Origin of the sequence: Polaribacter aestuariivivens, from assembly GCF_005885675.1 — a bacterium.
Classification (GTDB): domain Bacteria; phylum Bacteroidota; class Bacteroidia; order Flavobacteriales; family Flavobacteriaceae; genus Polaribacter; species Polaribacter aestuariivivens.
Window position 1 is genome coordinate 74,504 of sequence record NZ_VANR01000002.1, and the last position, 25,414, is coordinate 99,917.

The following is a 25,414-nucleotide window of genomic DNA, read 5'->3' on the forward strand; positions in this document are numbered from 1 at the left end:
AATTATTTTTTATTGAAAAGCCACTTGATAGCTTTTGGAAATTCTTTACGCCAATGTACTTCAGAATGATTTCCTTCTTGATTGATAGAAAAATGAAAATCAATATGATATCCTTTAATCATTTTTTCTTTGATAATTCCACCTAACTTTAAAGCATTTGGTAGGTGTTCTTTACTTTCTTTTCCTCCAGAATATAAATAAATTTTAGCTTCTTCTAAAGGCATGAAACTTTTTGTATTGTCGAATATTTTCTTAGAAATCCATAAACTTGGAGAGAAAATCATCAATTTACCAAAAATTTTAGGGGCTGATAAACCTGCATATAAACTAATTAAACCTCCCATTGAGCTTCCTCCAATTCCTGTATTTTCGAAATCGGTTAATGTTCTGTATTTTTTATTGATGTAAGGAAGCAATTTTTCTATCATAAATTCGATATAAAAATTTCCTTTTCCTTGTCCGAATCTTGGATGGTAATATGGTAAATATTCAGATATACGTTCTTCTTCACCATGATTTATAGCAATAATTATAATATCCGCCAAACCTTGTTCTGCTAATTTAGCCAAAGATTTGTCTATTGCCCAATCACCATATTGCGCCATTGGGTTAAAAAGGTTCTGACCATCTTGTAAATATAATACTGGATAATGCTTGTCAGTTTCGTAATAATTGTGAGGTAATAACGCCGAAATTCTTCTGGTCGCATTCAAATGCGGAATTTCATAAGCTTCTTCAATCGTTTCTATAATAGGATTAAAATCCGTCAATGTCATGTGCTATGTTTTAAGAGCTCAAAAATACGATTTTATGATTTCATAAATATAAAATTTAAGATATAAATTAACAAAGATATGAGCTTATAAAAACAAGTATAATTGTTGGTATTAATCATCTATTTTTGATGGTTTGATTTATTTTTAAAATAAAAAACTCGCAACAATTGTTGCGAGTTTTACACTAAATATATTTTTAGACTAAGAATTTCTAAAAATTCTTAAAATTGTTCTCTTCCAGAAAAATGAAAATCTCCCTCAATAGTAGCATTTTCGTCAGAATCTGAACCATGTATTGCATTTTCACCTAAAGAAGTAGCATACATTTTTCTGATAGTTCCCTCAGCTGCTTCTGCAGGATTTGTAGCACCAATTAAAGTTCTAAAATCTTCTACAGCGTTTTCTTTTTCTAAAATAGCAGCAATAATTGGTCCACGAGTCATAAATTCTACTAATTCACCAAAAAACGGACGCTCATTATGTACAGCATAAAATTTTTCTGCGTCTACTTTTGTCATTTGTGTCTTTTTTAAAGCTACAATTCTAAATCCTGCAGCATTAATTTTATCTAATATAGCACCAGTATGTCCGTTTTCAACACCATCTGGTTTAATCATTGTAAATGTTCTATTTGTTGCCATTTTATTTTTTTAAAATTTCGGCAAAAGTACGGTTTTTTATCATAAAAACAATAGAACTTCGTTTTCAATTATGAAGGGGATTAAATATATAAAATTGAAACTCAAAATAATTTCTATAAATACGATTAAATTGTATCTTCGCGACTTATGATTTTAAAAGGATTTGAAGCGTTAAATAAGTTTCTTGAAAAACAGAGAAATATCGTAATAATTGGACATAGAAACCCAGATGGAGATGCTATGGGCTCTACTTTAGCTTTGTGTAAATATTACACCAAAAAAGGACACAATGCAACAGTGGTAGTTCCAAACGAATATCCAGATTTTTTACATTGGTTACCTGGTTCAGAAAATACTTTTCGTTTCGACTGGCAAAATTCTCAATCTCAAAAGGCTATAAACAATTCTGATATTATTTTTCTACTAGATTTTAATGCGTTACATAGGGTAGGTTCTGATATGCAAAATACCTTAGAAAAATATCCAAATGATTTTGCGATGATAGATCATCATCAACAACCAGATGATGTAACATATATGTATTCAGATGTAGAAATTTGTTCAACCTGTCAAATGGTATATCAATTTATTGAAATGAATAACGATTTACATTTAATAGATGCAGATATTGCAACTTGTTTGTATACAGGTATTATGACAGATACAGGTTCATTCAGATTCAGGTCTACAACCAGTAAAACACACAGAATTATTGCCGATTTAATTGATAAAGGAGCTCAAAACGATAAAATTCACAACAATGTTTATGATGCAAATTCATACAACAGGCTACTATTGTTAGGAAAAGCGTTGAGTAATTTACAAATATTACCTACATATAAAACAGCATATATTACTTTAACAAATGAAGAAAAAAATCGTTTCGATTTTCAAAAAGGTGATACTGAAGGTGTAGTTAATTACGCATTATCATTAAAAGGTATTGTTTTTGCAGCTATTTTTATTGAAGATAGTGAACAAAATTTGGTGAAAATATCATTTCGATCAAAAGGAAAATTTTCCGTAAATCAATTTGCGAGAAATTATTTTGAAGGAGGAGGTCATGACAATGCTGCTGGTGGAAAAAGTAATTTATCTATTGAAGAAACTGTTTCAAAATTCACTTCATTATTACCAAAATATAAAGAAGAGTTAAATACATCTTATGAAAATTAAAATATTTTTATTTTTCGGAATTATTTTAATAGGCTGTACAAAACCAACAGCAAGAAGACCTATAAACCCAAAACCATCAACAACCATTTTTCAAAAAACAATTGAAGAATCAAAACAATTAAATAAAATAGAAGAAGAAAAAATTCAATTATTAATTCAAAAAGATTCAACAAATTCATACATAAACTCAAACAATGGATTTTGGTACAAATACATTACAAAAATTGAGGAAGAAAAACCAACACCAAAAGTAGGTGATGTGGTAACTTTCGAGTATGAAATACGTGATTTAAATGACTCAATAATTTACAGTAAAGACGATTTAGGAGTCAAAAATTATAGCGTTGATAAAGAAGATTTTATTTCTGGAATACAAAAGGGAATAAAGTTGATGAAAATAGGAGAAACCATTACATTTGTCATTCCATTTTACAACGCCTTTGGAGTATCTGGAGATGGAAATAAAATAGGAATCAATCAAAGCCTAAAAAGTACAGTAACATTAATAAATATTAAAAATTAAATAAATCGAAACAACAATGAAATTAGTAAAAAGTTTAGTAGCAGTAGCAATTACAGTAAGTATGTTTTCTTGTGGGAATCAAGTAAAAGAAGTGAAAACTTTAAATACAGAAATAGACTCTGTAAGTTATGCAATTGGGTTAAATATGGCAACTCAATTCAAAGCAAATTTAAAAGAAGTGAATGATGATGCTTTTATACAAGGTTACATCAGTGGAAAAGATTCTACGAATTTATTGGTAGCGCAAAAAGACATTCAAACAATAATTAATACTTACTTAAGAAAACAACAAACTGCTAAAATGGAAGAGCAGCGTGCAAAGGCAGCTAAAGAAGCTGAAGCTAAGTTTGGTGACAATAAAAAAGCTGGTGAAGATTTTTTAGTAGAAAACAAAACTAAAGAAGGTGTTATCACAACAGATAGTGGTTTACAATATATTATATTAAAAGAAGGAACTGGAGATCAACCAGCATCACCTTCTACTAGAGTAAAAGTACATTACCATGGAACAAATTTAGAAGGAGAAGTATTTGATAGTTCTGTAGATAGAGGAACTCCAGCAGAATTTGTTTTAAATGAAGTAATTAAAGGTTGGACAGAAGGCTTACAATTAATGAAAGAAGGTGCAAAATATAAGTTTTTCATTCCCCAAGAAATGGCTTATGGAGCACAACAAAGAGGTGATAAAATCAAACCTTTTTCAACATTAGTTTTTGAAGTAGAATTATTAGAAGTATTAGATTAATAATGAAAAAAATAGTATATTTTTTTATTATTTTTTTACTATTAACCTCTTGTACATCTCCAAAGTATAAAGATTTAAAAGACGGTATTTACGCAAACATAGAAACTAATAAAGGAGATATTTTATTAGAATTGTATGCAAACGATGTACCAAAAACCGTTGCAAACTTTATATCTTTAGTTGAAGGTACAAATACTAGATTATTAGATTCTTTAAAAGGAGAAAACTTTTACGAAGGTATTATTTTTCATAGAGTAGTGCCAAATTTTGTTATTCAAGCAGGTGGTTACACCTCAAAAGGAAGAAAAATTGCTGGGTATCTTTTTGGTGATGAATTTCCAATAGCGGATAATGGAGATTATATATACAAACACGATGACCAAGGCATACTTTCCATGGCAAATGGAGGTCCAAAAACTAATAATAGTCAGTTTTTTATAACTCACAGAGCAATACCACATTTAAATGGAAAACACAGTGTATTTGGTAAAACAACTGTAAATTCATTAGAATTAAAAGAATTACAAAAAAAATATACAGATTCTCTACAATTAAAAAAAGCAATAGATTCCACAAGAATGGCAATTGTAAATAAAATTGTACAGAATGATACTATTAATACCATTAAAATAATAAGAATTGGTGCAGCAGCAAAAGAGTTTGATGCTGCATCAGTTTTTAATGAAGAAGAGGCAGATTTTGAAAAATCTCAACAAGCAAAAATAAACCAAGAAAATAAGAGAGAAGAAAAGAGATACGCAAAATATTTAGTTCGTAAAAAAGCTTTTTTGGCAAAAATGAATGTTTCTAAAGCCAAAGAAACTGGTACAGGTTTACGTATTTTAATGCTAAAAGAAACTAAAGGAAAAAAAGTAACAGAAAATAAACCAATTACTGCAAATTACACATTGTATATTGCAGATGGTAAAAGAATGCAATCATCTTCAGATGTTGGAAAACCTGTAGTTTTTAATTTAAAAGACGAACAAAATCCTATGATTTCTGGTTTAAGAGAAGGTCTTTTAACAATGAGAGAAGGTGAAAAAGCACGCTTTTTTATTCCTTATTCAATTGCATTTGGCGATCAAAAAGCTGGTCCATTTCCAGCAAAATCTGATTTAATTTACGAAATAGAAATTTTAAAAATAGGAAAATAAGTTGCTAGACAGAATTATAAAAATTGATAAAGAGCTTTTAGTTTTTTTAAATAATTTAGGAAACGAACATTGGGATTCTTTTTGGCTATTTATTACAAACCAATTTAATTGGGCACCAGTATTTTTACTTGTTTTGTTTCTAATAGTGAAGTCTTTTGGATGGAAAAGAGGAGGAATTATCATTCTATCTATGATAATTTTAGTAGCTTTTTCAGACCAGTTTGCTAATTTTATAAAAAATAGTACTGAACGATTAAGGCCTAATAACGATCCAGAAATAAACCAACGTTTAAGAACTTTAATACGTCCTGGAAGTTTTAGTTTTATGTCTGGTCATGCAACAACATCAACTTTCTTTACTGTTTATACTATATTATTGCTTAGAAGAAAGTACAAGTACATATATTTACTATTGTTATTTCCACTATTATTTTCTTACAGTCGTATTTATTTAGGTGTACACTTTCCTTTAGATATTATTATGGGAATTACTGTAGGTACCATTTTAGGTAATTTATATTTTTTATTGTATAAAAAAATAGATAAAACTTACTTCACCTAACGTTTTTTATTGTTAAAATACAAATACTTTGTAGAGTGGTAGTATGCCTCTAACAAACTATCCATTTTTTTACTTTGTAAAGGATATTTATCTTTCAAATCAATCAAACTTTTTTCGTTTAAATTATATAATCTAGTGGTATTTGTAACGTTGGTTTTTGAATAATATAAACTGTCTTTTAACAAACCAACTGCTGGTTCTCCATTAATACCTAAATAAACAAAAGAAGTAGTATTTGTTTGGGTACTATCTAATAAATCGTTTCCTAAAGTGTAGTTGGTGTAATTTATCTTCGCTAAACTAGCAACAGTTGGAAATAAATCAATTAATTTTCCGTTTTTATTAATAACTTTTGGCTTTACAAATTTTGGAGCATGAATTAAAAAAGGAACATGTTGTAATTGAATATTCAAATCAAATTCTTTAGAGTATAAATCTGTTCTTTTCATAGCGGTGTTATGGTCTCCAAAAAACACGAAAATAGTGTTATCATAGTAACCAGATTTTTTTGCACGTTTTAAAAAACGACCAACATTAAAATCTAAATAACGTAAAGCATTTAATTGCGCTACAGATTTAAAACCACTTTTGTTTAATAAATCTTCAGAAACATCACTTTCATTTAAAGGTTTAAAGGTTTCTTTTTCATCAGGAACCGTAAAAGGCATGTGGTTAGATGCTGTTTGTATGTAAGCAATAAAAGGTTTTTCTTGTTCATGTAATTTTTGAAGCTCTTTGTCAGATTCTTTAAACAATTCATAATCGTCAATACCCCAAACATCTGCTCTGTTTTCTGTTTTGTAGCTTCCTTCTTCAAAAATTTTTAAATTATTAATGTTTGCCTGAAAAACACCTCTAATATTTGCCCAATTTGCACTTCCACCTAAAAAATATAATTTTTCATAACCGTTAAATTGATCAAAAATAATACGTTGATCTTGCAATAAAGGATTTCTAGAAGCAGTTCTCACATCTTCAACATCAGGCAAACCTGTAACACTAGCAAAAACACTTGCAGCAGTTCCAGATTTATGTACATAAAAATTAGGGAAACTTACGCTTTGTTTCGCCAAGGAATCTAAATTTGGTGTTGTTTTTATAGGATTTCCATAAAAACTCATTGGTTTTACACCTACAGATTCCATCATTACAATAACTACATTTGGTTTTTTTGCATATGTAGAGTCAAAAACCACCTTTCTTTCAAAAGAAACTGTATCTTTTGGTAAGTTTAAATGTTTTGCAATTACTGGGTAATATTTTTTGAATTCCTCCATATCTACACCTTCACTTCTATAAGCAAAACTGTCAAAAAAATACAGAACAGGGTTTAATGTAAATTGATTTACAGCATTATTTTTAGAAAAAAAAGCCTGACTCCACCTCAAAGGATAATGAGTAAAACTATTATAAATACCAAAAGACAATACTAAAAAAGTACCAATAAAGTAAAACGATTTTACCTTCGTAGAAATTAATGTTTTTTGATTTTTAAATGATGAATAATGAAACCTTGTTAGTTTGTAAATTAAAAAACACAAAACAAACAAACCTAAAAAACCTTTATATATTGGGTAACTTTCTAATAAAACCTGACCAGAAATTTTTAAATTGGTTAAAAACCTGAGAGAAGATGCATCTAAGCGAATATTTAAATAATCATAATAACCAAAATCAAATAAGTAAAATAAGGTTAAAATGAAATATGTTAAAATTAAATATACTGTTGCAAATGTCTTATAAAATTTTTTTCTAAAAAAACGATAATTTGTTACCAAAACCAATAAAGCTAATGGAAAAACAGCAATGGTGGTTAGCTTTAAATCAAAACGAATACCTAATAAAAAAGCGTTTTTAATTTCATTTGAGGTGGCACTTCCTAAGTCAGCAAAAAAGCTGTAGAAAATAATTCTGAAAATAAAAATATATGTAAACAGAAAAAATACGTTCGCAAAAATGTATTTGATATAATTCGGAATTTTTTTAAACATCAATTGTAATTTATTCAACGCAAAGATATTTATTTTAATAGAAATTATATGTTTAATAAATTGCTATAATTTTAGTGTAAAAATCTGCTTTAAAAAAGCATAATTTCAGTAAATTTGCGCTTGAATTACTCAAAAAATAAATATGAAAATTTCGTACAATTGGTTAAAACAATTTCTTCAAATAGATTGGGAACCAGTTAAAACAGGAGAGTTATTAACCGATTTAGGTTTAGAAGTAGAAGGCATTGAAAATATAGAATCTATAAAAGGAAGTCTAAAAGGCATTGTTGTGGGCGAAGTTTTAACTTGTGTACAGCATCCAAATGCAGACAGATTAAAAGTAACTACCGTAAATTTGGGTAATGGCACACCTGTACAAATAGTTTGTGGAGCGCCAAATGTTGCAGCAGGTCAAAAAGTTCCTGTAGCTACGATTGGTACAATTTTGTATGATGATAAAGGAGAAGGTTTTAAAATAAAAAAAGGAAAAATTAGAGGTGAAGAAAGCCATGGAATGATTTGTGCTGAAGACGAATTAGGTCTAGGTTCTAGTCATGATGGAATAATGATTTTAGATGAAACTTTAGAAGTTGGAACATTGGCTTCAGAAGTATTTAATATAGAAACTGATGCAGTTTTCGAAATTGGTTTAACACCAAATCGTTCAGATGCTATGAGCCATTTTGGAGTAGCAAGAGATTTAAAAGCAGGTTTACTTCAAAATGATGTTAACTTAGAATTGATATCACCATCTGTAAGTGATTTTCATGTAGATGAAAGAACACTTAGAATTGATGTGGAAGTTGAAAATAAAGAACAAACTCCAAGATATTGCGGAATTACAATTACGGATGTTGAAGTAAAAGACTCACCAAAATGGATTCAAAATAGATTAAAAGCTATTGGTATTACACCTAAAAATAATATTGTAGACATAACTAATTATGTTTTACACGAATTAGGGCAACCTTTACACGCTTTTGATGCACAAAAAATTAAAGGAAATAAAATTTTAGTAAAATCACTTCCAGAAGGTACAAAATTTACCACTTTAGATGAAGTTGAAAGAGAACTATCTTCAGATGATATTATGATATGTGATGCAGATTCAAACCCACTTTGTATAGCAGGCGTTTTTGGAGGATTAAATTCTGGTGTTACAGAAAATACAACATCAATATTTTTAGAAAGTGCTTATTTTAACGCTGTTTCTGTTAGAAAAACGGCCAAAAGGCATGCTTTAAATACAGATGCCTCTTTTCGTTTTGAACGTGGAATAGATATTAATTTAACTGAATATGCTTTAAAAAGAGCAGCTTTATTAATCGAAGAATATGCAGGAGGTAAATTAGCTTCTGACATTTCCGATTTTTATCCTGTTAAGTTAGAAGATTTTCAAGTTTTTTTATCATACGAAAATGCAAACAGATTAATTGGTCAAGAAATTCCGAGAGAAACCATTAAAAACATTTTAGCATCTTTAGAAATTAAAATCAATAGTGAAACTGAAGGTGGTTTGGGCTTAACAATTCCATCTTACAGAACAGATGTGCAAAGAGAAGCAGATATTATCGAAGAAATTTTAAGGGTATATGGTTATAATAATATTGAGTTTTCTCACAAGTTAAATACCTCAATTTCTTTTGATTCAAATAAAGAAACTAAAATAGAAAATGTAATTGCTAATCAATTAACAGCTCAAGGTTTTAATGAAACAATGGCAAATTCATTAACAAAACCAGCATACGCAAACTTGTCAGAAAATATTAATGAAGAAGCAAATGTAGAAATGCTAAATCCGTTAAGTAACGATTTGAAAGTAATGCGTCAGTCTTTATTATTTAGTGGTTTAGAATCTGTTGCTTATAACATCAATAGAAAAAATAATTCGTTAAAGTTTTATGAGTTTGGTAAAACGTACCATAAATACTCAGGTAAATATCAAGAAGATAAGCATTTAACGCTTTTTATAACAGGAAACAGAACAACTGATAGTTGGAATGTTACACAAAAAACCTCTGATTTCTTTTACTTAAAAGGAATAATTAAAGGTGTTTTAAGTAGGTTAGGTATTGATAATTTAAAATCGACACCAAGTAAATTAGATGTCTTTTCAGAAGGAATTTCATTCGGTTTAGGCAAAATGAAATTGGTAGAATTTGGAGTTGTAAAAAATAGTTTGTTAAAAGAATTTGGAATCAAACAAGAGGTTTTATTTGCTGATTTTAATTGGGATACCATTTTAAAAATAACAGGTAATAAAAATATAAAAGTTACTGAATTACCTAAATTTCCAACAGTAAAAAGAGATTTGGCATTGTTGTTAAACTCTCAAACAACCTTTAAAGAAGTTTATAATCTAGCTTTTCAGTCAGAAAAGAAATTATTAAAAGAGGTAGATTTATTTGACGTTTATGAAGGTGATAATTTGCCAGAAGGTAAAAAATCATATGCAGTTAGTTTTTTATTGCAAGATGAAACAAAAACATTGGCAGACAAGCAGATAGATAAAATAATGCAAAAATTACAGCAAACTTTTGAAAAGAATTTAGACGCTGTTTTAAGATAGAAAGCAAAACAAACTATGAAAAAAATCATTTTAATTTTATGCTTTACAGCTGTATTTTCTTGTAATACAAAAGAAAAGAAAACAATTAAAATTACAGATGTAGAACAAATAGGGTTAGAAATAGAACATAGTTTAGCAAATTATGACATTATTGAAACCAATAAGTTTTACGATGTAAAAGCGTTTACCAATCGCTTTTTAATTAAAACATCAAAAAAGAATGTTTTAGACTTTAATACGGGCTTTTATGCTAGTTTTTCCTCTCAATTTAATTTTGGAGAACTTATTGTAAAAGAGTTAAGCAATGGTTCATCTTATGATTTTATTAGAGCCTATCAAGATGAAAATAAAGATTTTCACTTACTATTTAGACTTTTTGGAGATGGTTTAAATTATCACGATCATCTAGTAAAAATTATTAATGGGCAACCAAAAATTGTAGATTCTTATATTTATTTAACAGGTGAAAACTTAAGTGAAACTTTTGGTCAACTTTATAAAAGCGTATTGTACAGCAGTGATTTTTTTAGCAAATATGTAAAAACTAGCGATGTTGAAATATTGAAAGATATGAATACATTAAAAGAAATAAAGCAGTTAAATGCATCTGGTCAGTTTGTTAGAGCAAATGAAGCTTATCAAAGCATCAGTAACAAATCAAAAAGAACTAAAATATTTAAATTGATTCATTTAATGACTGTTAGCAACTTGTCTGAAGATGTTTATCAAGAAGTTATTTTAGATTATGAAAATAGTTTTCCAAACGACCCAAGTTTATTTTTAGTTTCTGTAGATGGGTATTTGTTGAAAGAACAATACGAAAAAAGTTTAGAAAGTGTAAATAAATTAGATGAAGCTTTAAACGGAGATCCATTTTTGGATTATTTAAGAGGTAACATTTACTATTTTCAAAAAGAGTATGCCAAGGCATTAGAAAAGTTTCAAATTATTAATAAGGAATATCCAGATTTTATTGATGTTTACGATGGTTTGTTATCAGTTTACATTGCTACAAATGAAAATGAAAAAGCCGTAAGTATTTTAAATACTTTAGAAAATAAATTTCAAATAAAAAAAGAAGATTTAAAACTTTCTTTAGAAGAAGGTTTCATTAATTTTACAAAAACCAAAGAATTTAAAAATTGGTATCAAACAATATAATATGTACAAAACTTTAATTCGTCCAATATTATTTTTATTCGATCCAGAAAAAGTACATTATTTTACATTTTCTTTAATTAGAATATTATGTAAAATTCCTTTTGGAGCTTCTATTTTTAGGAGATTATATCAAGTAAACGACAGACGTTTAGAAAAAACTTTATTTGGTTTAACCTTTAAAAACCCAGTTGGTTTGGCTGCTGGTTTTGATAAAAATGCAGTTTTATATAACGAATTGGCAAATTTCGGTTTTGGTTTTATTGAAATAGGAACTGTTACTCCAAAAGGTCAAATAGGAAATCCTAAGAAAAGACTATTTCGTTTAAAAGATGATCAGGGAATCATCAACAGAATGGGTTTTAATAATGAAGGTGTTGCAGAAGCCATTAAAAACCTCAAAAAAAATAAACACAAGGTAATTATTGGCGGAAACATTGGTAAAAACACCAATACAAAGCCAGAAAACTATACACAAGATTATATTGAGGTTTTTAAAGAACTACATCCGTTTGTAGATTATTTTGTGTTAAATGTTAGTTGTCCTAATGTAGGAAGTCATGCAAAATTAAATGATAAAGACTACTTGGTTGAATTAATAACTGCTTGCCAAAAAGAAAACCATATTTTTAAAATTAAAAAACCAATTTTATTAAAAATTGCACCAGATTTAAATAATATTCAATTAGATGAAATTATAGAATTGGTTGCTGAAACAAAAATTGACGGTGTAATTGCTTCCAATACTTCTACTTCAAGAGATAATTTAAAAGCTTCTAAACAACGTTTGGCAGAAATTGGCAATGGTGGTGTAAGTGGAAAACCTATTAAAAATCAAAGCACCAAAGTAATTAAATATTTAGCAGACAACTCTAACAAATCGTTTCCAATTATTGGAGTAGGAGGTATACATTCTGCAGAAGATGCTTTAGAAAAATTAGATGCTGGTGCAGATTTGGTGCAAGTTTATACTGGTTTTATTTACGAAGGTCCAAGTTTAATAAAGCAAATTAATAAGGCTCTTTTAAAAAGAATTTAGTTTTGTTTAAAAATAAGTTCAATAAATAATTAACTATAAATTCTTATTTAAATATATACTTAAGAAATTATAATTCAAACATTTATGTTAGAAACACTCATTTCTTTTGTAGTTGCAACTTCAGTACTTGCAGTTTCTCCTGGACCTGATAATATTTTTGTGTTAACACAAAGTATTGTAAATGGTAAAAAATTTGGTTTGGCAACAGTTTTTGGGTTAATGACAGGTTGTATTATTCATACAACATTGGTTGCATTTGGAGTTTCAACAATTATTAAAGAAAATGAGAATTTATTCCTAATTATTAAAATTTTAGGAGCAAGTTACTTATTATACTTAGCTTATCAAGTATATAAAAGCAACTCTGAAATTTTAATTTCAACAGAAAATGTACCTCAAAGAAGCACAACTCAATTGTTTAAAACAGGTTTTTTAATGAATGTTTTAAATCCGAAAGTCACCATTTTCTTTCTGGCATTTTTTCCTCAGTTTTTGTTTTCTTCAGAAATGTCTACCATTTTACAATTCTATATTTTAGGCTTTCTTTTTATTTTGGTTTCTTTTATGATTTTTGGAAGTATTGCTGTTTTGGCAGGAAAAGTATCAACATATTTAAAACAGCATAAAAAAACAGGTTTGTACTTGAAATGGGCTCAAATTATTGTTTTTGTGATGATTGCAGTTTTAATTTTGATTTAAAATTATTTTCCTACTGATTTTTTTTAGAAAATCTCCAAGTTCCAAAACTAATCGAAGTATATAAAAAAGTATGGCAACCATTTGTTTCCACTTATTTGTAAATTCATAGTATAAATTTAAAAAACCACCTATACTTAAGCCTTTGAAATATTTTTTCATGACTTTTTCCGTATTGTGTCATTATTATTGTTAATTAAACTCTTTTTTCAGTTTGAAAACTCCAATTATTGGCCCAATAGCTAACAATAAAAATATATAATTTGAAAAATAAATTTGATATATAACATTAATTAACTGAATACTAATAATTGTTATAAAAAATCCAATAGAATTTACAATGGTTAATGCTGTTCCTTTGTTTTCTGAAATTGCATTTTGTGCTACCAAAGTAGAAAACAGAGGAGAATCTGCAATTACAAACATTCCCCAAAAAAGTAAAAAACCAATAAATAAAAACTGATTGTTAATTTGTAGAATAAAAGGAAGAAATAAGCAGCAAAACCCAGATAATAATAATGATAAAAAAGCAGTTCGTTTAACACCTAATTTTTCTGACATAAAACCTCCTAAAACGCAAGCTAAACTTCCGATTCCAATAATAAAAAAGGAAACTAAAGAGATGTTGAATTTTATGTTTTTATGAGTATCTAAATAAATTTTTAAGAATATAGGTACAAACGTCCAAAAAGCATAGAGTTCCCACATATGCCCGAAATAACCAAAAGCAGCTTGTTTAAATTTATTGTTTTTAAAAATTTTAAAACATACAGAAAAGTCTAATTTCAGTGCTTTTTTTCTAAATGGACCATTAGGAATTAACAAAAACACTAAAAAAACCTCCTAAAAAAGCCAAAGAAGAAGTGGTATACAAAACACTTTTCCAAAGAAATATAGTAGAAGTTGCCTTTAAAAGATGTGGAAGCGCAGTTCCTAAAACCAAAGCACCTACCAAAAAAGAAAGTGATTTCCCTAATCCTTTTTCATAATAATCTGTTGCTATTTTCATTCCCACAGGATAAATACCAGCTAAAAAAAATCCTGTTAAAAACCTAAATATTAGTAAGGTGTTCAAGTTATTTTCTTCCCAAATTAACCCCAAGTTAAAAGTACCTCCTAGTAAAGCGCAAATAAAAAATACTTTAGACGGAGAAAAACGATCTGTTATTGTAAACAATGCAAACAGTAATGTTCCAATGATAAAACCAAACTTTACAGTCGCAGTTAAGTTTCCGAGAGCAGACGTATCTAATTGATAAGCCGAAACTAAATCTGTAATTACCCCATTGCTTGCAAACCACAATGATGTACAGAAAAATTGGGCAATAACAATAATTGGTAAAATATGTTTCTTTACATTCATTTTAGAATAACGAAAGTACCAAAAAAGCAATTAATAATTTCAGTAAAAATTTCACAACTACAGTAGTTTCTGTATATTTGAATTAATGAAAAAAGTCAAAATCATAGAATGTCCTAGAGACGCAATGCAAGGTATAAAATCTCATTTTATTCCTACAGAAAAAAAAGCATTGTATATCAATTCACTTTTAAAAGTTGGATTTGACACTATTGATTTTGGCAGTTTCGTTTCTCCAAAAGCGATTCCGCAAATGAGAGATACTGCTGCTGTTTTGTCTAAATTAGATTTATCAAACACCAATAGTAAACTATTAGCAATTATAGCTAACTTAAGAGGTGCTGAAGATGCTTCACAATTTGAAGAAATTGATTATTTAGGATATCCTTTTTCAATTTCCGAAAATTTTCAGATGCGTAATACGCACAAAACCATTGCAGAATCTATCCAAACTTTAGAAGAAATTCTTACAATTGCAGATAAAACAAAGAAAGAAGTAGTTGCTTACTTGTCTATGGGTTTTGGAAATCCTTATGGAGATCCTTGGAATGTTGAAATTGTTGGTGAATGGACAGAGAAATTAGCCAAAATGGGCGTAAAAATTTTATCGCTTTCAGATACCATTGGTAGTTCTACACCAAAAGTTATAGATTATTTATTCTCTAATCTAATTTCTGAATATCCAGAAATAGAATTTGGTGCGCATTTACATACAACTCCAGATAAATGGCAAGAAAAAGTTGATGCTGCTTTTAAAGCAGGTTGTTACAGGTTTGATGGGGCAATTAAAGGTTATGGAGGTTGTCCAATGGCAAAGGATGAATTAACAGGAAATATGCCAACTGAAAAATTGTTAAGTTATTTTACAGCCCAAAAAGTACAAACCAATATAAAACCTATGAGTTTTGAAAGTGCCTACAATAAGGCTTTAGAAGTTTTTTAAATTATTTTATACAATAATAATTTCCTAGTTATTTTAATAGAGCGCATTATTAATCGGATAGAGCACATTTTATATTTTTAATTGTTTAACTTTGTCAAAAATAAATTAAACAAAATAAAATCATGAAAAAACTCAATCTAATCTTATTCTTAGCATCGTTTTCATTACTTTTTCAAAGTTGTAATAATAATGATGACGACTTTGATTTACCTGTATCAACAGGAGAAACAACTGTTTATGACTTAGGAACTAAAGACGTTTCTGGTATTTCTGGAAAGGCAACTTTTGTAGAAAATACAGATGCTTCAGTAACTATTGTACTTGATATTGATGGAACTCCAGCAGGAGGAATGCATCCTGCTCACATTCATTTAAACTCAGCTCTTGAAGGAGGAGACATTGCCTTAACTTTAAATGCAGTTAATGGAGACAATGGTAAAAGTGTAACTACTTTTAGTACATTAAATGATGGTACATCTATCAATTACAGTCAGTTATTAAATTTTGATGGGTACATAAATGTTCATTTAAGTGCTGACGAATTAGGAACCATTGTTGCACAAGGAGACATTGGGCAAAACGCATTAACTGGAGAATCAAAAACATATGATTTAGGAGAAAAAGATGTTGCTGGTATTTCTGGAAACGTAACTTTTTCTAAAAGAGCAAATGGAGAAACTTTAGCAACTTTAATGATTGATGGAACTCCAGCAGGAGGAATGCACCCCGCACACATACATGCAAATACTGCAGCAGAAAGTGGAGCTATTTTATTTTCTTTTACACCCGTAAACGGAGATACAGGAATGAGCGTTACAAATATAAATGCTTTTGATGATGGTTCCCCTTTTATGTATTCAGATATTGAAGGTTTAGATGCATATGTAAATGTTCATTTAAGTGCAAATGCACTAGGAACAATAGTTTCTCAAGGAGATATAGGACAAAATGATTTAACAGGAACCACAAAAACGTATGATTTAGGAGAAAAAGATGTAACCGGAATTTCTGGAGATGTAATTTTTTCGGAAAGAGTAAATGGAGAAGCGTTGGCTACTTTAATGATTGATGGAACTCCAGCAGGAGGGATGCACCCAGCACATATACACGCAAACACAGCAGCAGAAACTGGAGCTATTTTATATACATTTACACCAGTAAATGGCGATACAGGAATGAGTGTATCAAACGTAGCTACTTTTGACGATGGTTCAGCATTTATGTTTTCAGATATTGAAAGTTTAGATGCATATGTAAATGTTCACTTAAGTGCAAATGCATTAGGAACTATAGTTTCTCAAGGAGATATAGGACAAAATGATTTAACAGGAACTACAAAAACATATGATTTAGGAGAAAAAGATGTAGCTGGAATTTCTGGAGATGTAATTTTTTCGGAAAGAGTAAATGGAGAAGCTTTGGCAACTTTAATGATTGATGGAACTCCAGCAGGAGGAATGCACCCAGCACATATACACGCAAACACAGCAGCAGAAACTGGAGCAATTTTATACACTTTTACACCAGTAAATGGTGATACAGGAATGAGTGTATCAAACGTAGCTACTTTTGATGATGGTTCAGCTTTTATGTTCTCAGATATTGAAGGTTTAGATGCATATGTAAATGTTCATTTAAGTGCAAGTGCATTAGGAACAATAGTTTCTCAAGGTGACATTGGACAAAATGATTTAAGTGGAGAATCTAAAGCTTATGTTTTAGCAGAAAAAGATGTTCCAGGAATTTCGGGTACTGCTACTTTTTACAAAAGAGTAAATAATACTGCACTAGCTGTTTTAAATATTCAAAATACACCAGCAGGAGGTATGCACCCAGCACACATACATGAAAATGATGCTGCAACAGGTGGAGATATTGCTTTTACTTTTAATGTTGTAAACGGAGATACTGGAATGAGTAACACTCAAGTAGAAACTTTAGATGATAATACTCCAATTACTTATGATGATATACTATCTTTTGACGGTTATATAAATGTGCACCTTAGTGCAACACAATTAGGAACAATTGTAGCGCAAGGAAACATTGGATCAAATGAGTAATTATATTTAATTATTTAAAAAGTATAAACCCATCAATTTTTTGATGGGTTTTTTATTTTATGTTGTTATTTTTGATTTAAATTTATTAAAATTTAAACTCTTTAAAATGAAATTTAATTTATCAATTGCGTATGTTTTCATCATATATTTTTTATTTGCTTGTTCATCAATAAAACAACATTCAAATGAAGATGGTAAAATAGACTTCACTTTTTTACAATTAAATGATGTGTACGAAATAGCACCCATTCAAGGAGGCGAATTTGGAGGAATGGCAAGAGTAGAAACCGTACGTAAGAATTTATTAAAAGAAAACAAAAATACACTGCTTTTTATGGCAGGTGATTTTTTAAATCCTTCTTTAATAGGAACCTTAAAAGTAAATGGAGAAAGAGTTCGCGGAAAACAAATGATAGAGGTGATGAATGCCATGAATTTTGATTTGGTTGCTTTTGGGAATCATGAGTTCGATTTATCTCAACAAGACCTTCAAAAAAGATTGAATGAAAGTAATTTTCCTTGGGTTTCAGCAAATGTGAAATTAAAAACAAATAATAGCTCCATTCTTTTTTACAAAGAAGTAAGTAATACAAAACAAAATGTACATGAAACTTTTATTAAAGAAATAAAAGATTCAGATGGCACAAAAATTAAAATTGGCTTTATTAGTGTTTGCATACCTTCTAATCCAGTAGATTATGTTGAGTATGAAAATATGTTTGTAAAAGCAAGAAGCTCTTATGCAGCTATTAAAGACTCTGTAGATGTTGTTTTTGGTCTAACACATGTAAAGATTGTTAATGATAAAAGAATTGCAAAACTACTTCCAGAAATACCATTAATTATGGGTGGTCATGAGCATACTAACAGTAACAATTTTGTGGGTAATGTTCAAATATCAAAAGCAGACGCAAACGCAAAAACTGTTTATATTCATAAAATTTCTTTTGATAAAAAAACAAAAAAAACAACTATTAATTCAGAATTAAAAGAAATAAACTCAACAATACAATCAGACGAAAAAGTAAAACTTATTGTTGATAAATGGGAAAATATATTAAATACAACTATTAAGAATGTAATTAAAAATCCTGAAGAAATTATTTATTATGCAAAAAAACCTTTAGACGGAAGAGATGCACCAATTAGAAGTATGCAAACCAATTTAGGTCAAGTAATTACCAAATCAATGGCTTTTGCCTACGGAAATGATTTAGATGCAGCTATCGTAAATGGTGGTTCTATAAGAATTGACGATCAATTACTTGGTAATATAACTCCTGTAGATATTTTTAGAGTTTTACCTTATGGAGGAGCTATTGTAAAAATAAAAATTAAAGGAAGATTGTTAAAAAGAGTTTTAGATTATGGTGAGTTGGCCAAAGGAACTGGAGCGTATTTACACAGGCATCAAATTTCTTTACAAGAGAAAAATTGGTTTATATCCAATAAACCATTAGATAAAGATAAAGTTTATACAGTAGCTTTTTCGGATTATTTGTTAAAAGGGTTTGATATTCCTTTTTTATCTGATAAAAATGAAGAAGTTTTGTCTATTTATCGTCCAAACAACAATGAACTGGCTTTTGATATACGAAAAGCAGTAGTTGAATACTTAAAAAAACAGTAATTTTTACTGTTGAATATCAATTAGTTAGTATTTATTTCGTTTTCTTATTTTAATTTATTCTAAATAAACTTTGTAAAACTAATTTTGAGGCTTATATTTGCCAAAAATTACAATATTATTTATAATCAATCTTAATAAAAATGAAAAAAGTTTTAGTATCCTTAGCTGTAGTTGTAAGTTTAGTTTCTTGCAGTAAAACCGACAATGGTTTACCAATAACTGTAGCTCCAACAAAATATAATTTTGAAAGAAATGGAGAATCTACAATAGATTTTAACGGACAAACAACCAGAATTAAAATGGCTGGAGAGTTTGCTTCTGCTTTAATGAAAACAACAGAAACAGAAGCTACTTTAGATGCTAAATTTGCTCATACTGCTGGTAATGCAGATTTTTCTGATGCAGATTTAAATGCATCTTCAAAAAATATACGTAGTAAAGTTGCAGCTTCAAACGATTTTTTCTCTTCAAATAGTACAGATGCAACTGCAATAAAAAATCAGTTCGATGGTTGGATTGCAGCACAAGTAACAGAAGTTTTTCCTAATTGGAATACAGATGCAGCTGCAGGAGTTGCTGGTAAAATTCAGCAAGCTGGAGGTGGTGCTACACGTTATGTAAGTGCAAAAGGATTAGAGTACAATCAATTAATAGCAAAAGGTTTAATTGGTGGTTTAATGGTTGATCAAATTTTAAATAATTATTTAAGTACAGCTGTTTTAGATGAAGCTACAAATATTTCTGACAACAATGGAAATGTTACAGCGACTGATAAAAACTACACAACAATGGAACATAAATGGGATGAAGCTTTTGGTTATTTATATGGATCTGAAGACGATATTACTGCTCCAGTCTTAGGTAAAGACAGTTTTTTAAACAAGTATTTAAGCAGAGTAGAAGGAGATGCAGACTTTGCAGGAATTTCTAAAACTATTTACGACGCTTTTAAATTAGGAAGAGCTGCAATTGTTGCTAAAGATTACAATACTAGAGATGAGCAAATAGAAATTTTAAGAGAAAAAATCTCAGAAATTGTAGCTATTAGGGCTGTATATTATTTACAACAAGGTAAAGGTAAGTTAGCTACTGATAAAGCTGCGGCTTTTCATGATTTATCTGAAGGTTTAGGATTTGTGTATAGTTTACAATTTACAAGAAAACCAAATTCATCAGAATCTTATTTTACAAAAGCAGAAGTTGATACTTTTATGGATACTTTATTAAAAGATAATGGATTTTGGGATGTTTCTACAAATACTTTAGATCAAATATCAAACACTATTGTTGGGAAATTCAACTTTACATTAACGCAAGCAGCGAATTAAAATACTATAAATATAAGTAGTAAAAAGCGAATAATTTGGTAGCTTTTTACTACTTTTGTATCTTTATTTAGAATAAATAGAAATAAGATGTTCAAGAAATTTTTACCATTTGCTTTTTTAATTGCCATTATTTACGCTTGTTCTTCTACTACTGAAAATGAACCAGAAATTGAAGATAATTTTAATAGATCTGAAATGCTACAAAACATTGCAGACAATATTATTATTCCTGCATATACTGATTTTAGTACGAAGTTAACAAACCTAAAAACAGCAGGAGAAACGTTTACAACAACTCCAAATCAAGTAAATTTAGAAGCTTTAAGAACTTCTTGGTTTACTGCTTACAAAGTTTGGCAACATATAGAAATGTTTGATATTGGTAAAGCAGAAACACTTCAATATAAATTTTACATGAACATTTACCCGTTAACGGTTGCAGATGTTGAAGCAAATATTTCTACTGGAAACTACGATTTAAACAGTGTTAACAATCACGACGCACAAGGCTTTCCTGCATTAGATTACCTTTTAAATGGGGTTGGAGCAACAGATGCAGAAATTTTAGAAAAATACACAACTGCTACAAATAAAGATAATTATAGAAACTACATTACAGATGTTTTAAATCAGATGAACTCACTTACACAACAAGTGGTTGCCGATTTTAAAAGTAACAAAGCAACATTTGTAAATAGTGTTTCTAACACCGCCACAAGTTCTTTTAACAAACTTGTAAACGATTATATCTTTTACTACGAAAAAGGTTTAAGAGCCAACAAATTCGGAATTCCTGCAGGCGTATTTTCTACAGACCCATTACCAGAAAAGGTAGAAGCTTTTTATAAAAACGATGTTTCTAAAGAATTAGCATTAGAAGCTTTAAAAGCAGTTATAAATATTTTTGAAGGAACACATTATAACAATACAACAAAGGGAATAAGTTATAAAAATTATTTAGAAAGCCTAGAAAGAGCAGACATTGGAAGCGCAATTTCTAATCAACTTGCGACTGCAAAATCGACTATTAATTTATTGGATAACAGTTTTTCAATACAAATTGAAAGCGACAATGTTAAAATGACAAAATCTTATGACGAACTACAAAAAGTAACTGTACTTTTAAAAGTAGATATGTTGCAAGCATTTAACATTAATGTAGATTATGTAGATGCAGATGGAGATTAATAAAATAGATATAATATAAAACTACCTGAAAACTATTTATTTTTAAAAAGTTTTCAGGTATTTTTTTATGAGAAATAAATACTTTAAATATAACTTTAACACCCAAACAAAAGCTGCTCCTTTAGCAGTTTTTCGTTTACTTTTTGGGCTAATGATGTTTGGTAGTATCATCCGTTTTTGGGCAAATGGTTGGATTGACAAACTTTACATACAACCAAAATTCTTCTTTTCTTATTACGGTTTCGAATGGATAAAACCCTTAGGAAATTACACATATCTTCTTTTTTTAGTTTGTGGGATTTCTTCCATTTTTGTTGCTATTGGTTATAAATATCGCTTGGCAATTATCACTTTTTTTCTATCTTTTACGTATATAGAATTAATGGATAAAACGACCTACCTAAATCACTATTATTTTATAAGTCTTTTAAGCTTTTTATTGATTTTTTTACCTGCAAACGCCTATTTTTCGGTAGATGCTTTTCAAAAGAAAAAACAGTTTAGTTATGTACCAAAATGGACAATAGATAGTGTTAAAATACTTTTAGGAATCGTATATTTTTATGCAGGATTGGCAAAAATAAATTCTGATTGGTTGTTTAGAGCAATGCCTTTAAAAATTTGGTTGCCCTCTAAATACGATTTGCCATTTATAGGAGAAACCATAATGCAACAAGATTGGTTTTTTTATGCGATGAGTTGGGCTGGAATGTTATACGATTTAGCAATTCCGTTTTTATTATTGTACAAAAGAACACGTTTATTTGCTTTTTTTATGGTGGTATTTTTCCACATTTTTACGAGAATATTGTTTCCAATAGGTATGTTCCCTTTTATTATGATTGTTTCTACCTTGGTTTTTTTTGATGCTAGTTTGCATGAGAAAATCATCCGTTTTATTCGTAGCTATATTTTAAAGTCTAAAACGATTGTTCAAGATTTTAAAGAATATCATTTTCTAAAAGCAAAAAGAAAAGGAATTATACTATTTGTTGGATCGTTTTTACTACTTCAAATACTAATTCCTTGGCGTTATTTATTATATCCTGGAGAATTATTTTGGACGGAAGAAGGCTATCGTTTTTCCTGGCGAGTAATGTTAATGGAAAAAGCAGGAAGCACTAATTTTAAAATCGTAAACCTAAAAACTGGGAGTTCTTTTGTGGTCGATAATACCGATTTTTTAACGTCTTTTCAAGAAAAACAAATGAGTTTTCAACCAGATTTTATTTTGGAATACGCGCATTATTTAGGAGACCATTTTACAAAACAAGGGCATGAAAATGTAGGAGTTTTCGTGGAAAGTTATGTTGCTTTAAATGGAAGAATGAGCACAAAATACATCAATTCTAAGGTTGATTTATTTCAAAAGAAACAATCATTTAAGCATAAAGAATGGGTGTTGCCATTTTCATCAGAAATAAAAATAAAAGGAATTTAAAATGATAAAAAACAAAATAGTTTTAGCATTTTTCTTAGGGTATCAATTAATGGGTTTCAGCCAGTATAAAGTCACAGGAACTGTAGTTTCAGAAGATAATAATCCCATCAATAAAGTCGAAATTTATAGTGAAACAGGTGCTTTATTAGCTCAAACAGGAGTTTTAGGAAAATTTTCTTTTACGACTAATGCACAAGAAATTCCTTTGATATTTTACATCGAAAATTACCGATTAAAAAATGTGTATTTAAAATTGGATAATTATGAAAACGTAAAAGTTGTTTTAGAATCCTTTTCAGAAGAATTATCAGAAATTCAAATTAGAGTAAGAAAAGAAAAAGTATTTGAGTTAAAGCGTTTAAAAGATGTTGTTGGAACTTCTATTTTTGCAGGTAAGAAAACTGAAGTTATTTTGGTAAATCAATCTACCGCAAATTTGGCCTCAAATAATGCGCGTCAGATTTTTAACCAAATTGCAGGTTTAAACATTTATCAGAATGACGATGCTGGTTTACAATTAAATATTGGTGGTCGTGGTTTAGACCCCAATAGAACTGCCAATTTTAATACACGACAAAATGGCTACGATATAAGTGCAGACGTTTTAGGGTATCCAGAAAGTTATTATACGCCAGCAGCAGAAGGTCTAGACGAAATTCAAGTAATTAGAGGAGCAGCTTCTTTACAATATGGAACGCAATTTGGCGGTCTTGTAAATTTTGTAACCAAGAAACCAAATGCAAATAAAGCTTTTGAGGTTATTACTAGAAACACAGCAGGAAGTTATGGTTTGTACACGAATTTTACGAGTGTTAGTGGCACCAAAGGTAAATTTTCTTATTATTCTTATATCAACTATAAGAATGGAGATGGGTTTAGACCCAATTCTAATTTCGATTCTAAAAATGCCTTTGTTCATGTAGGATACAATCCAAATGATAAAAATGTTTTTACCGCAGAATTAACATATTTAGATTATTTGGCACAACAAGCAGGAGGTTTAACCGATCAAATGTTTAAAGAAAATCCATACCGAAGCAATCGTAAAAGAAATTGGTTTCAGGTAAATTGGTTATTGTATAATTTAAAATGGGAGCATACTTTTTCAGAAAGAACAAATTTTTCATTCAACTTTTTTGGTTTAAATGCTTCCAGAGATGCTTTGGGGTTTCGTACAAATAGGGTAAATCAAGTAGATCCAGGAAACGAAAGAGATTTAATCAAAGGAACTTTTAAAAACTTTGGTTTCGAATCGAGATTGGTACATAAGTATAGAGTTTTTAATAAAAAAGGAACATTTTTAATTGGTTCAAAATTTTATAAAGCAGAAAACACAAACATGCAAGGTCCAGGTTCAAACGGCTCGGATGCAGATTTTATGATGAAACTAGACCAATATCCTAATTATCCAAGGCAATCGAATAGTACGTTCCCAAACTTAAATGTGTCTTTATTTGGAGAAAATATTTTTTACGTAAATGATAAATTTTCTATTACACCAGGATTTAGATTCGAATATATAAACACGCAAAGAGACGAAATTATTAAAGACATTGTAACAGATGCAGCAGGAAATGTTATCAACGAAAATTTAAGAGACGAAGAAGAAACTAATGAAAGAAATTTCTTCCTTTTTGGTGTGGGAACAAGTTATAAGTTTAATAAATCATTGGAGTTTTATGGAAATATTTCTCAGAATTATCGTTCTGTAACCTTTTCTGATATTAGTACTGCAAACCCAGCTTTCGAAATTTCACCAGATATTACAGATGAAAAAGGATTTACGGTAGATGCTGGTGTTCGTGGAAATTATAAAAATTATTTTTCTTACGATGCCAATGTTTTTGGGTTGTTTTATAATGATAGAATTAATATTTATACACGATCAGATGGAAAAGCAGAAAGAGACAACATTGGTGATGCCAGAATTTTAGGAATAGAAAGTTTAATGGATTTTAATATGAAGAAAATCTTCGAAATAAATCAAGATTATATCTTTAACTATTTTATAAATTCTTCCTTTATTACTTCAGAGTATACAAGTTCAGAAAAAAACGGAGTGGTAGGAAATGAAGTTGAATTTATACCAAATGTAAATTTAAAAACAGGCATTCGTTTTGGATACAAAAACTTTTTATCTAGCTTTCAATATTCATATTTATCGAGTCAGTTTTCAGATGCCACCAACGCCAAAGGTGGAAGTATTAGTGGCGTAACAGGAGAAATACCTGCTTACGATATTTTAGACCTTTCATTTTCTTACAAGTACAATGCATTTAAATTAGAAACTGGAGTAAATAACTTATTAAACAATGCATATTTTACTAGAAGAGCTACAGGTTATCCTGGTCCAGGAATTATACCATCTGCACCAAGAAATTACTATATAACCTTGCAAATTAAATTATAAAACTAATTTTACGAAAAA

At 29.2% G+C, this 25,414-nt stretch carries 21 protein-coding genes; 16 read left to right on the forward strand and 5 right to left on the reverse strand.

Features of this window, described 5'->3' with window-relative positions; all coding sequences use genetic code 11:
* Window positions 1-2: 2 nt before the first annotated feature.
* Both FDT66_RS03530 and FDT66_RS03535 read right to left on the reverse strand, forming a co-directional pair.
* The gene (locus FDT66_RS03530) at window positions 3-776 is read right to left on the reverse strand and encodes an alpha/beta hydrolase (RefSeq protein WP_138534782.1); all 774 of its coding nucleotides are present in this window, start codon (window positions 774-776) and stop codon (window positions 3-5) included.
* Window positions 777-997: 221 nt separating this feature from the next.
* A complete protein-coding gene (locus FDT66_RS03535) occupies window positions 998-1,417 on the reverse strand; it encodes a nucleoside-diphosphate kinase (RefSeq protein ID WP_138534783.1) in 420 nt (139 codons plus the stop codon).
* 147 nt (window positions 1,418-1,564) lie between these two features.
* Here FDT66_RS03535 and FDT66_RS03540 point away from each other — a divergent pair, with 147 nt between their 5' ends.
* Genes FDT66_RS03540 through FDT66_RS03560 form a run of 5 tightly spaced genes read left to right on the forward strand, consistent with a single transcriptional unit; the run spans window position 1,565 to window position 5,580 of the window.
* On the forward strand, window positions 1,565-2,593 hold the full coding sequence (locus FDT66_RS03540) for a DHH family phosphoesterase (RefSeq protein WP_138534784.1): 1,029 nt from the start codon (window positions 1,565-1,567) through the stop codon (window positions 2,591-2,593).
* Entirely contained in the window at window positions 2,583-3,116 is a 534-nt protein-coding gene (gene gldI / locus FDT66_RS03545) for a gliding motility-associated peptidyl-prolyl isomerase GldI (protein WP_138534785.1), read from the forward strand. The genes FDT66_RS03540 and gldI overlap by 11 nt, the downstream gene beginning before the upstream one ends.
* Window positions 3,117-3,132: 16 nt before the next feature.
* Window positions 3,133-3,861, forward strand: coding sequence for an FKBP-type peptidyl-prolyl cis-trans isomerase (locus tag FDT66_RS03550; protein ID WP_138534786.1), 729 nt, complete (start codon window positions 3,133-3,135; stop codon window positions 3,859-3,861).
* Between the two features lie 2 nt (window positions 3,862-3,863).
* Entirely contained in the window at window positions 3,864-5,018 is a 1,155-nt protein-coding gene (locus tag FDT66_RS03555) for a peptidylprolyl isomerase (protein WP_138534787.1), read from the forward strand.
* Between the two features lies 1 nt (window position 5,019).
* Window positions 5,020-5,580: a phosphatase PAP2 family protein gene (locus FDT66_RS03560; protein ID WP_138534788.1), complete on the forward strand. Its 561-nt coding sequence runs from the start codon at window positions 5,020-5,022 to the stop codon at window positions 5,578-5,580.
* On the opposite strand, the gene FDT66_RS03565 is transcribed toward FDT66_RS03560, so the two are convergent.
* Window positions 5,577-7,571: an LTA synthase family protein gene (locus tag FDT66_RS03565; RefSeq protein ID WP_138534789.1), complete on the reverse strand. Its 1,995-nt coding sequence runs from the start codon at window positions 7,569-7,571 to the stop codon at window positions 5,577-5,579. The genes FDT66_RS03560 and FDT66_RS03565 overlap by 4 nt on opposite strands.
* A gap of 142 nt (window positions 7,572-7,713) precedes the next feature.
* On the opposite strand from FDT66_RS03565, the gene pheT reads away from it, so the two are divergent.
* The 4 genes from pheT to FDT66_RS03585 all read left to right on the forward strand — a co-directional run bounded on the left by pheT (window position 7,714) and on the right by FDT66_RS03585 (window position 13,036).
* Complete coding sequence (pheT, locus tag FDT66_RS03570; RefSeq protein WP_138534790.1) at window positions 7,714-10,140, forward strand: phenylalanine--tRNA ligase subunit beta; 2,427 nt, start codon at window positions 7,714-7,716, stop codon at window positions 10,138-10,140.
* A gap of 15 nt (window positions 10,141-10,155) precedes the next feature.
* Complete coding sequence (locus FDT66_RS03575; protein ID WP_138534791.1) at window positions 10,156-11,301, forward strand: tetratricopeptide repeat protein; 1,146 nt, start codon at window positions 10,156-10,158, stop codon at window positions 11,299-11,301.
* Window position 11,302: 1 nt separating this feature from the next.
* Window positions 11,303-12,337, forward strand: coding sequence for a quinone-dependent dihydroorotate dehydrogenase (locus FDT66_RS03580; RefSeq protein WP_138534792.1), 1,035 nt, complete (start codon window positions 11,303-11,305; stop codon window positions 12,335-12,337).
* 84 nt (window positions 12,338-12,421) lie between these two features.
* Window positions 12,422-13,036, forward strand: coding sequence for a LysE family translocator (locus FDT66_RS03585; RefSeq protein ID WP_138534793.1), 615 nt, complete (start codon window positions 12,422-12,424; stop codon window positions 13,034-13,036).
* 189 nt (window positions 13,037-13,225) lie between these two features.
* Here the strand turns inward: FDT66_RS03585 and FDT66_RS14250 are convergent, their stop codons facing one another.
* Both FDT66_RS14250 and FDT66_RS14255 read right to left on the reverse strand, forming a co-directional pair.
* Window positions 13,226-13,864, reverse strand: a complete 639-nt coding sequence (locus tag FDT66_RS14250; protein ID WP_317130834.1) for an MFS transporter — start codon at window positions 13,862-13,864, stop codon at window positions 13,226-13,228.
* The gene (locus FDT66_RS14255; RefSeq protein ID WP_317130835.1) at window positions 13,845-14,396 is read right to left on the reverse strand and encodes an MFS transporter; all 552 of its coding nucleotides are present in this window, start codon (window positions 14,394-14,396) and stop codon (window positions 13,845-13,847) included. Before FDT66_RS14255 ends, FDT66_RS14250 begins: the two co-directional genes overlap by 20 nt.
* Window positions 14,397-14,481: 85 nt before the next feature.
* Between FDT66_RS14255 and FDT66_RS03595 the strand changes: the two genes are divergently transcribed.
* From FDT66_RS03595 to FDT66_RS03625, 7 genes are all read left to right on the forward strand, one after another.
* The gene (locus tag FDT66_RS03595; protein WP_138534794.1) at window positions 14,482-15,336 is read left to right on the forward strand and encodes a hydroxymethylglutaryl-CoA lyase; all 855 of its coding nucleotides are present in this window, start codon (window positions 14,482-14,484) and stop codon (window positions 15,334-15,336) included.
* A 122-nt stretch (window positions 15,337-15,458) separates the two neighbouring features.
* Complete coding sequence (locus FDT66_RS14150) at window positions 15,459-17,399, forward strand: CHRD domain-containing protein (RefSeq protein WP_246034751.1); 1,941 nt, start codon at window positions 15,459-15,461, stop codon at window positions 17,397-17,399.
* A gap of 106 nt (window positions 17,400-17,505) precedes the next feature.
* Entirely contained in the window at window positions 17,506-19,029 is a 1,524-nt protein-coding gene (locus tag FDT66_RS03605) for a bifunctional metallophosphatase/5'-nucleotidase (protein ID WP_138534795.1), read from the forward strand.
* 140 nt (window positions 19,030-19,169) lie between these two features.
* On the forward strand, window positions 19,170-20,357 hold the full coding sequence (locus FDT66_RS03610) for a DUF4856 domain-containing protein (protein ID WP_138534796.1): 1,188 nt from the start codon (window positions 19,170-19,172) through the stop codon (window positions 20,355-20,357).
* An 87-nt stretch (window positions 20,358-20,444) separates the two neighbouring features.
* Window positions 20,445-21,545 (forward strand): imelysin family protein, encoded by a 1,101-nt coding sequence (locus FDT66_RS03615; RefSeq protein WP_138534797.1) that lies wholly within the window; start codon window positions 20,445-20,447, stop codon window positions 21,543-21,545.
* A gap of 67 nt (window positions 21,546-21,612) precedes the next feature.
* Complete coding sequence (locus FDT66_RS03620; protein WP_138534798.1) at window positions 21,613-22,986, forward strand: HTTM domain-containing protein; 1,374 nt, start codon at window positions 21,613-21,615, stop codon at window positions 22,984-22,986.
* Between the two features lies 1 nt (window position 22,987).
* Window positions 22,988-25,396, forward strand: a complete 2,409-nt coding sequence (locus tag FDT66_RS03625; RefSeq protein ID WP_171032308.1) for a TonB-dependent receptor family protein — start codon at window positions 22,988-22,990, stop codon at window positions 25,394-25,396.
* Window positions 25,397-25,414 lie beyond the last annotated feature (18 nt).

What these genes read in the sequence shown, in the direction of transcription:
- FDT66_RS03530 (WP_138534782.1), bottom strand. Translation starts at nt 776, where the DNA reads ATGACATTGACGGATTTTAATCCTATTATAGAAACGATTGAAGAAGCT.
- FDT66_RS03535 (WP_138534783.1), bottom strand. Translation starts at nt 1,417, where the DNA reads ATGGCAACAAATAGAACATTTACAATGATTAAACCAGATGGTGTTGAA.
- FDT66_RS03540 (WP_138534784.1), top strand. Translation starts at nt 1,565, where the DNA reads ATGATTTTAAAAGGATTTGAAGCGTTAAATAAGTTTCTTGAAAAACAG.
- gldI (WP_138534785.1), top strand. Translation starts at nt 2,583, where the DNA reads ATGAAAATTAAAATATTTTTATTTTTCGGAATTATTTTAATAGGCTGT.
- FDT66_RS03550 (WP_138534786.1), top strand. Translation starts at nt 3,133, where the DNA reads ATGAAATTAGTAAAAAGTTTAGTAGCAGTAGCAATTACAGTAAGTATG.
- FDT66_RS03555 (WP_138534787.1), top strand. Translation starts at nt 3,864, where the DNA reads ATGAAAAAAATAGTATATTTTTTTATTATTTTTTTACTATTAACCTCT.
- FDT66_RS03565 (WP_138534789.1), bottom strand. Translation starts at nt 7,571, where the DNA reads ATGTTTAAAAAAATTCCGAATTATATCAAATACATTTTTGCGAACGTA.
- pheT (WP_138534790.1), top strand. Translation starts at nt 7,714, where the DNA reads ATGAAAATTTCGTACAATTGGTTAAAACAATTTCTTCAAATAGATTGG.
- FDT66_RS03575 (WP_138534791.1), top strand. Translation starts at nt 10,156, where the DNA reads ATGAAAAAAATCATTTTAATTTTATGCTTTACAGCTGTATTTTCTTGT.
- FDT66_RS03580 (WP_138534792.1), top strand. Translation starts at nt 11,303, where the DNA reads ATGTACAAAACTTTAATTCGTCCAATATTATTTTTATTCGATCCAGAA.
- FDT66_RS03585 (WP_138534793.1), top strand. Translation starts at nt 12,422, where the DNA reads ATGTTAGAAACACTCATTTCTTTTGTAGTTGCAACTTCAGTACTTGCA.
- FDT66_RS14255 (WP_317130835.1), bottom strand. Translation starts at nt 14,396, where the DNA reads ATGAATGTAAAGAAACATATTTTACCAATTATTGTTATTGCCCAATTT.
- FDT66_RS03595 (WP_138534794.1), top strand. Translation starts at nt 14,482, where the DNA reads ATGAAAAAAGTCAAAATCATAGAATGTCCTAGAGACGCAATGCAAGGT.
- FDT66_RS14150 (WP_246034751.1), top strand. Translation starts at nt 15,459, where the DNA reads ATGAAAAAACTCAATCTAATCTTATTCTTAGCATCGTTTTCATTACTT.
- FDT66_RS03605 (WP_138534795.1), top strand. Translation starts at nt 17,506, where the DNA reads ATGAAATTTAATTTATCAATTGCGTATGTTTTCATCATATATTTTTTA.
- FDT66_RS03610 (WP_138534796.1), top strand. Translation starts at nt 19,170, where the DNA reads ATGAAAAAAGTTTTAGTATCCTTAGCTGTAGTTGTAAGTTTAGTTTCT.
- FDT66_RS03615 (WP_138534797.1), top strand. Translation starts at nt 20,445, where the DNA reads ATGTTCAAGAAATTTTTACCATTTGCTTTTTTAATTGCCATTATTTAC.
- FDT66_RS03620 (WP_138534798.1), top strand. Translation starts at nt 21,613, where the DNA reads ATGAGAAATAAATACTTTAAATATAACTTTAACACCCAAACAAAAGCT.
- FDT66_RS03625 (WP_171032308.1), top strand. Translation starts at nt 22,988, where the DNA reads ATGATAAAAAACAAAATAGTTTTAGCATTTTTCTTAGGGTATCAATTA.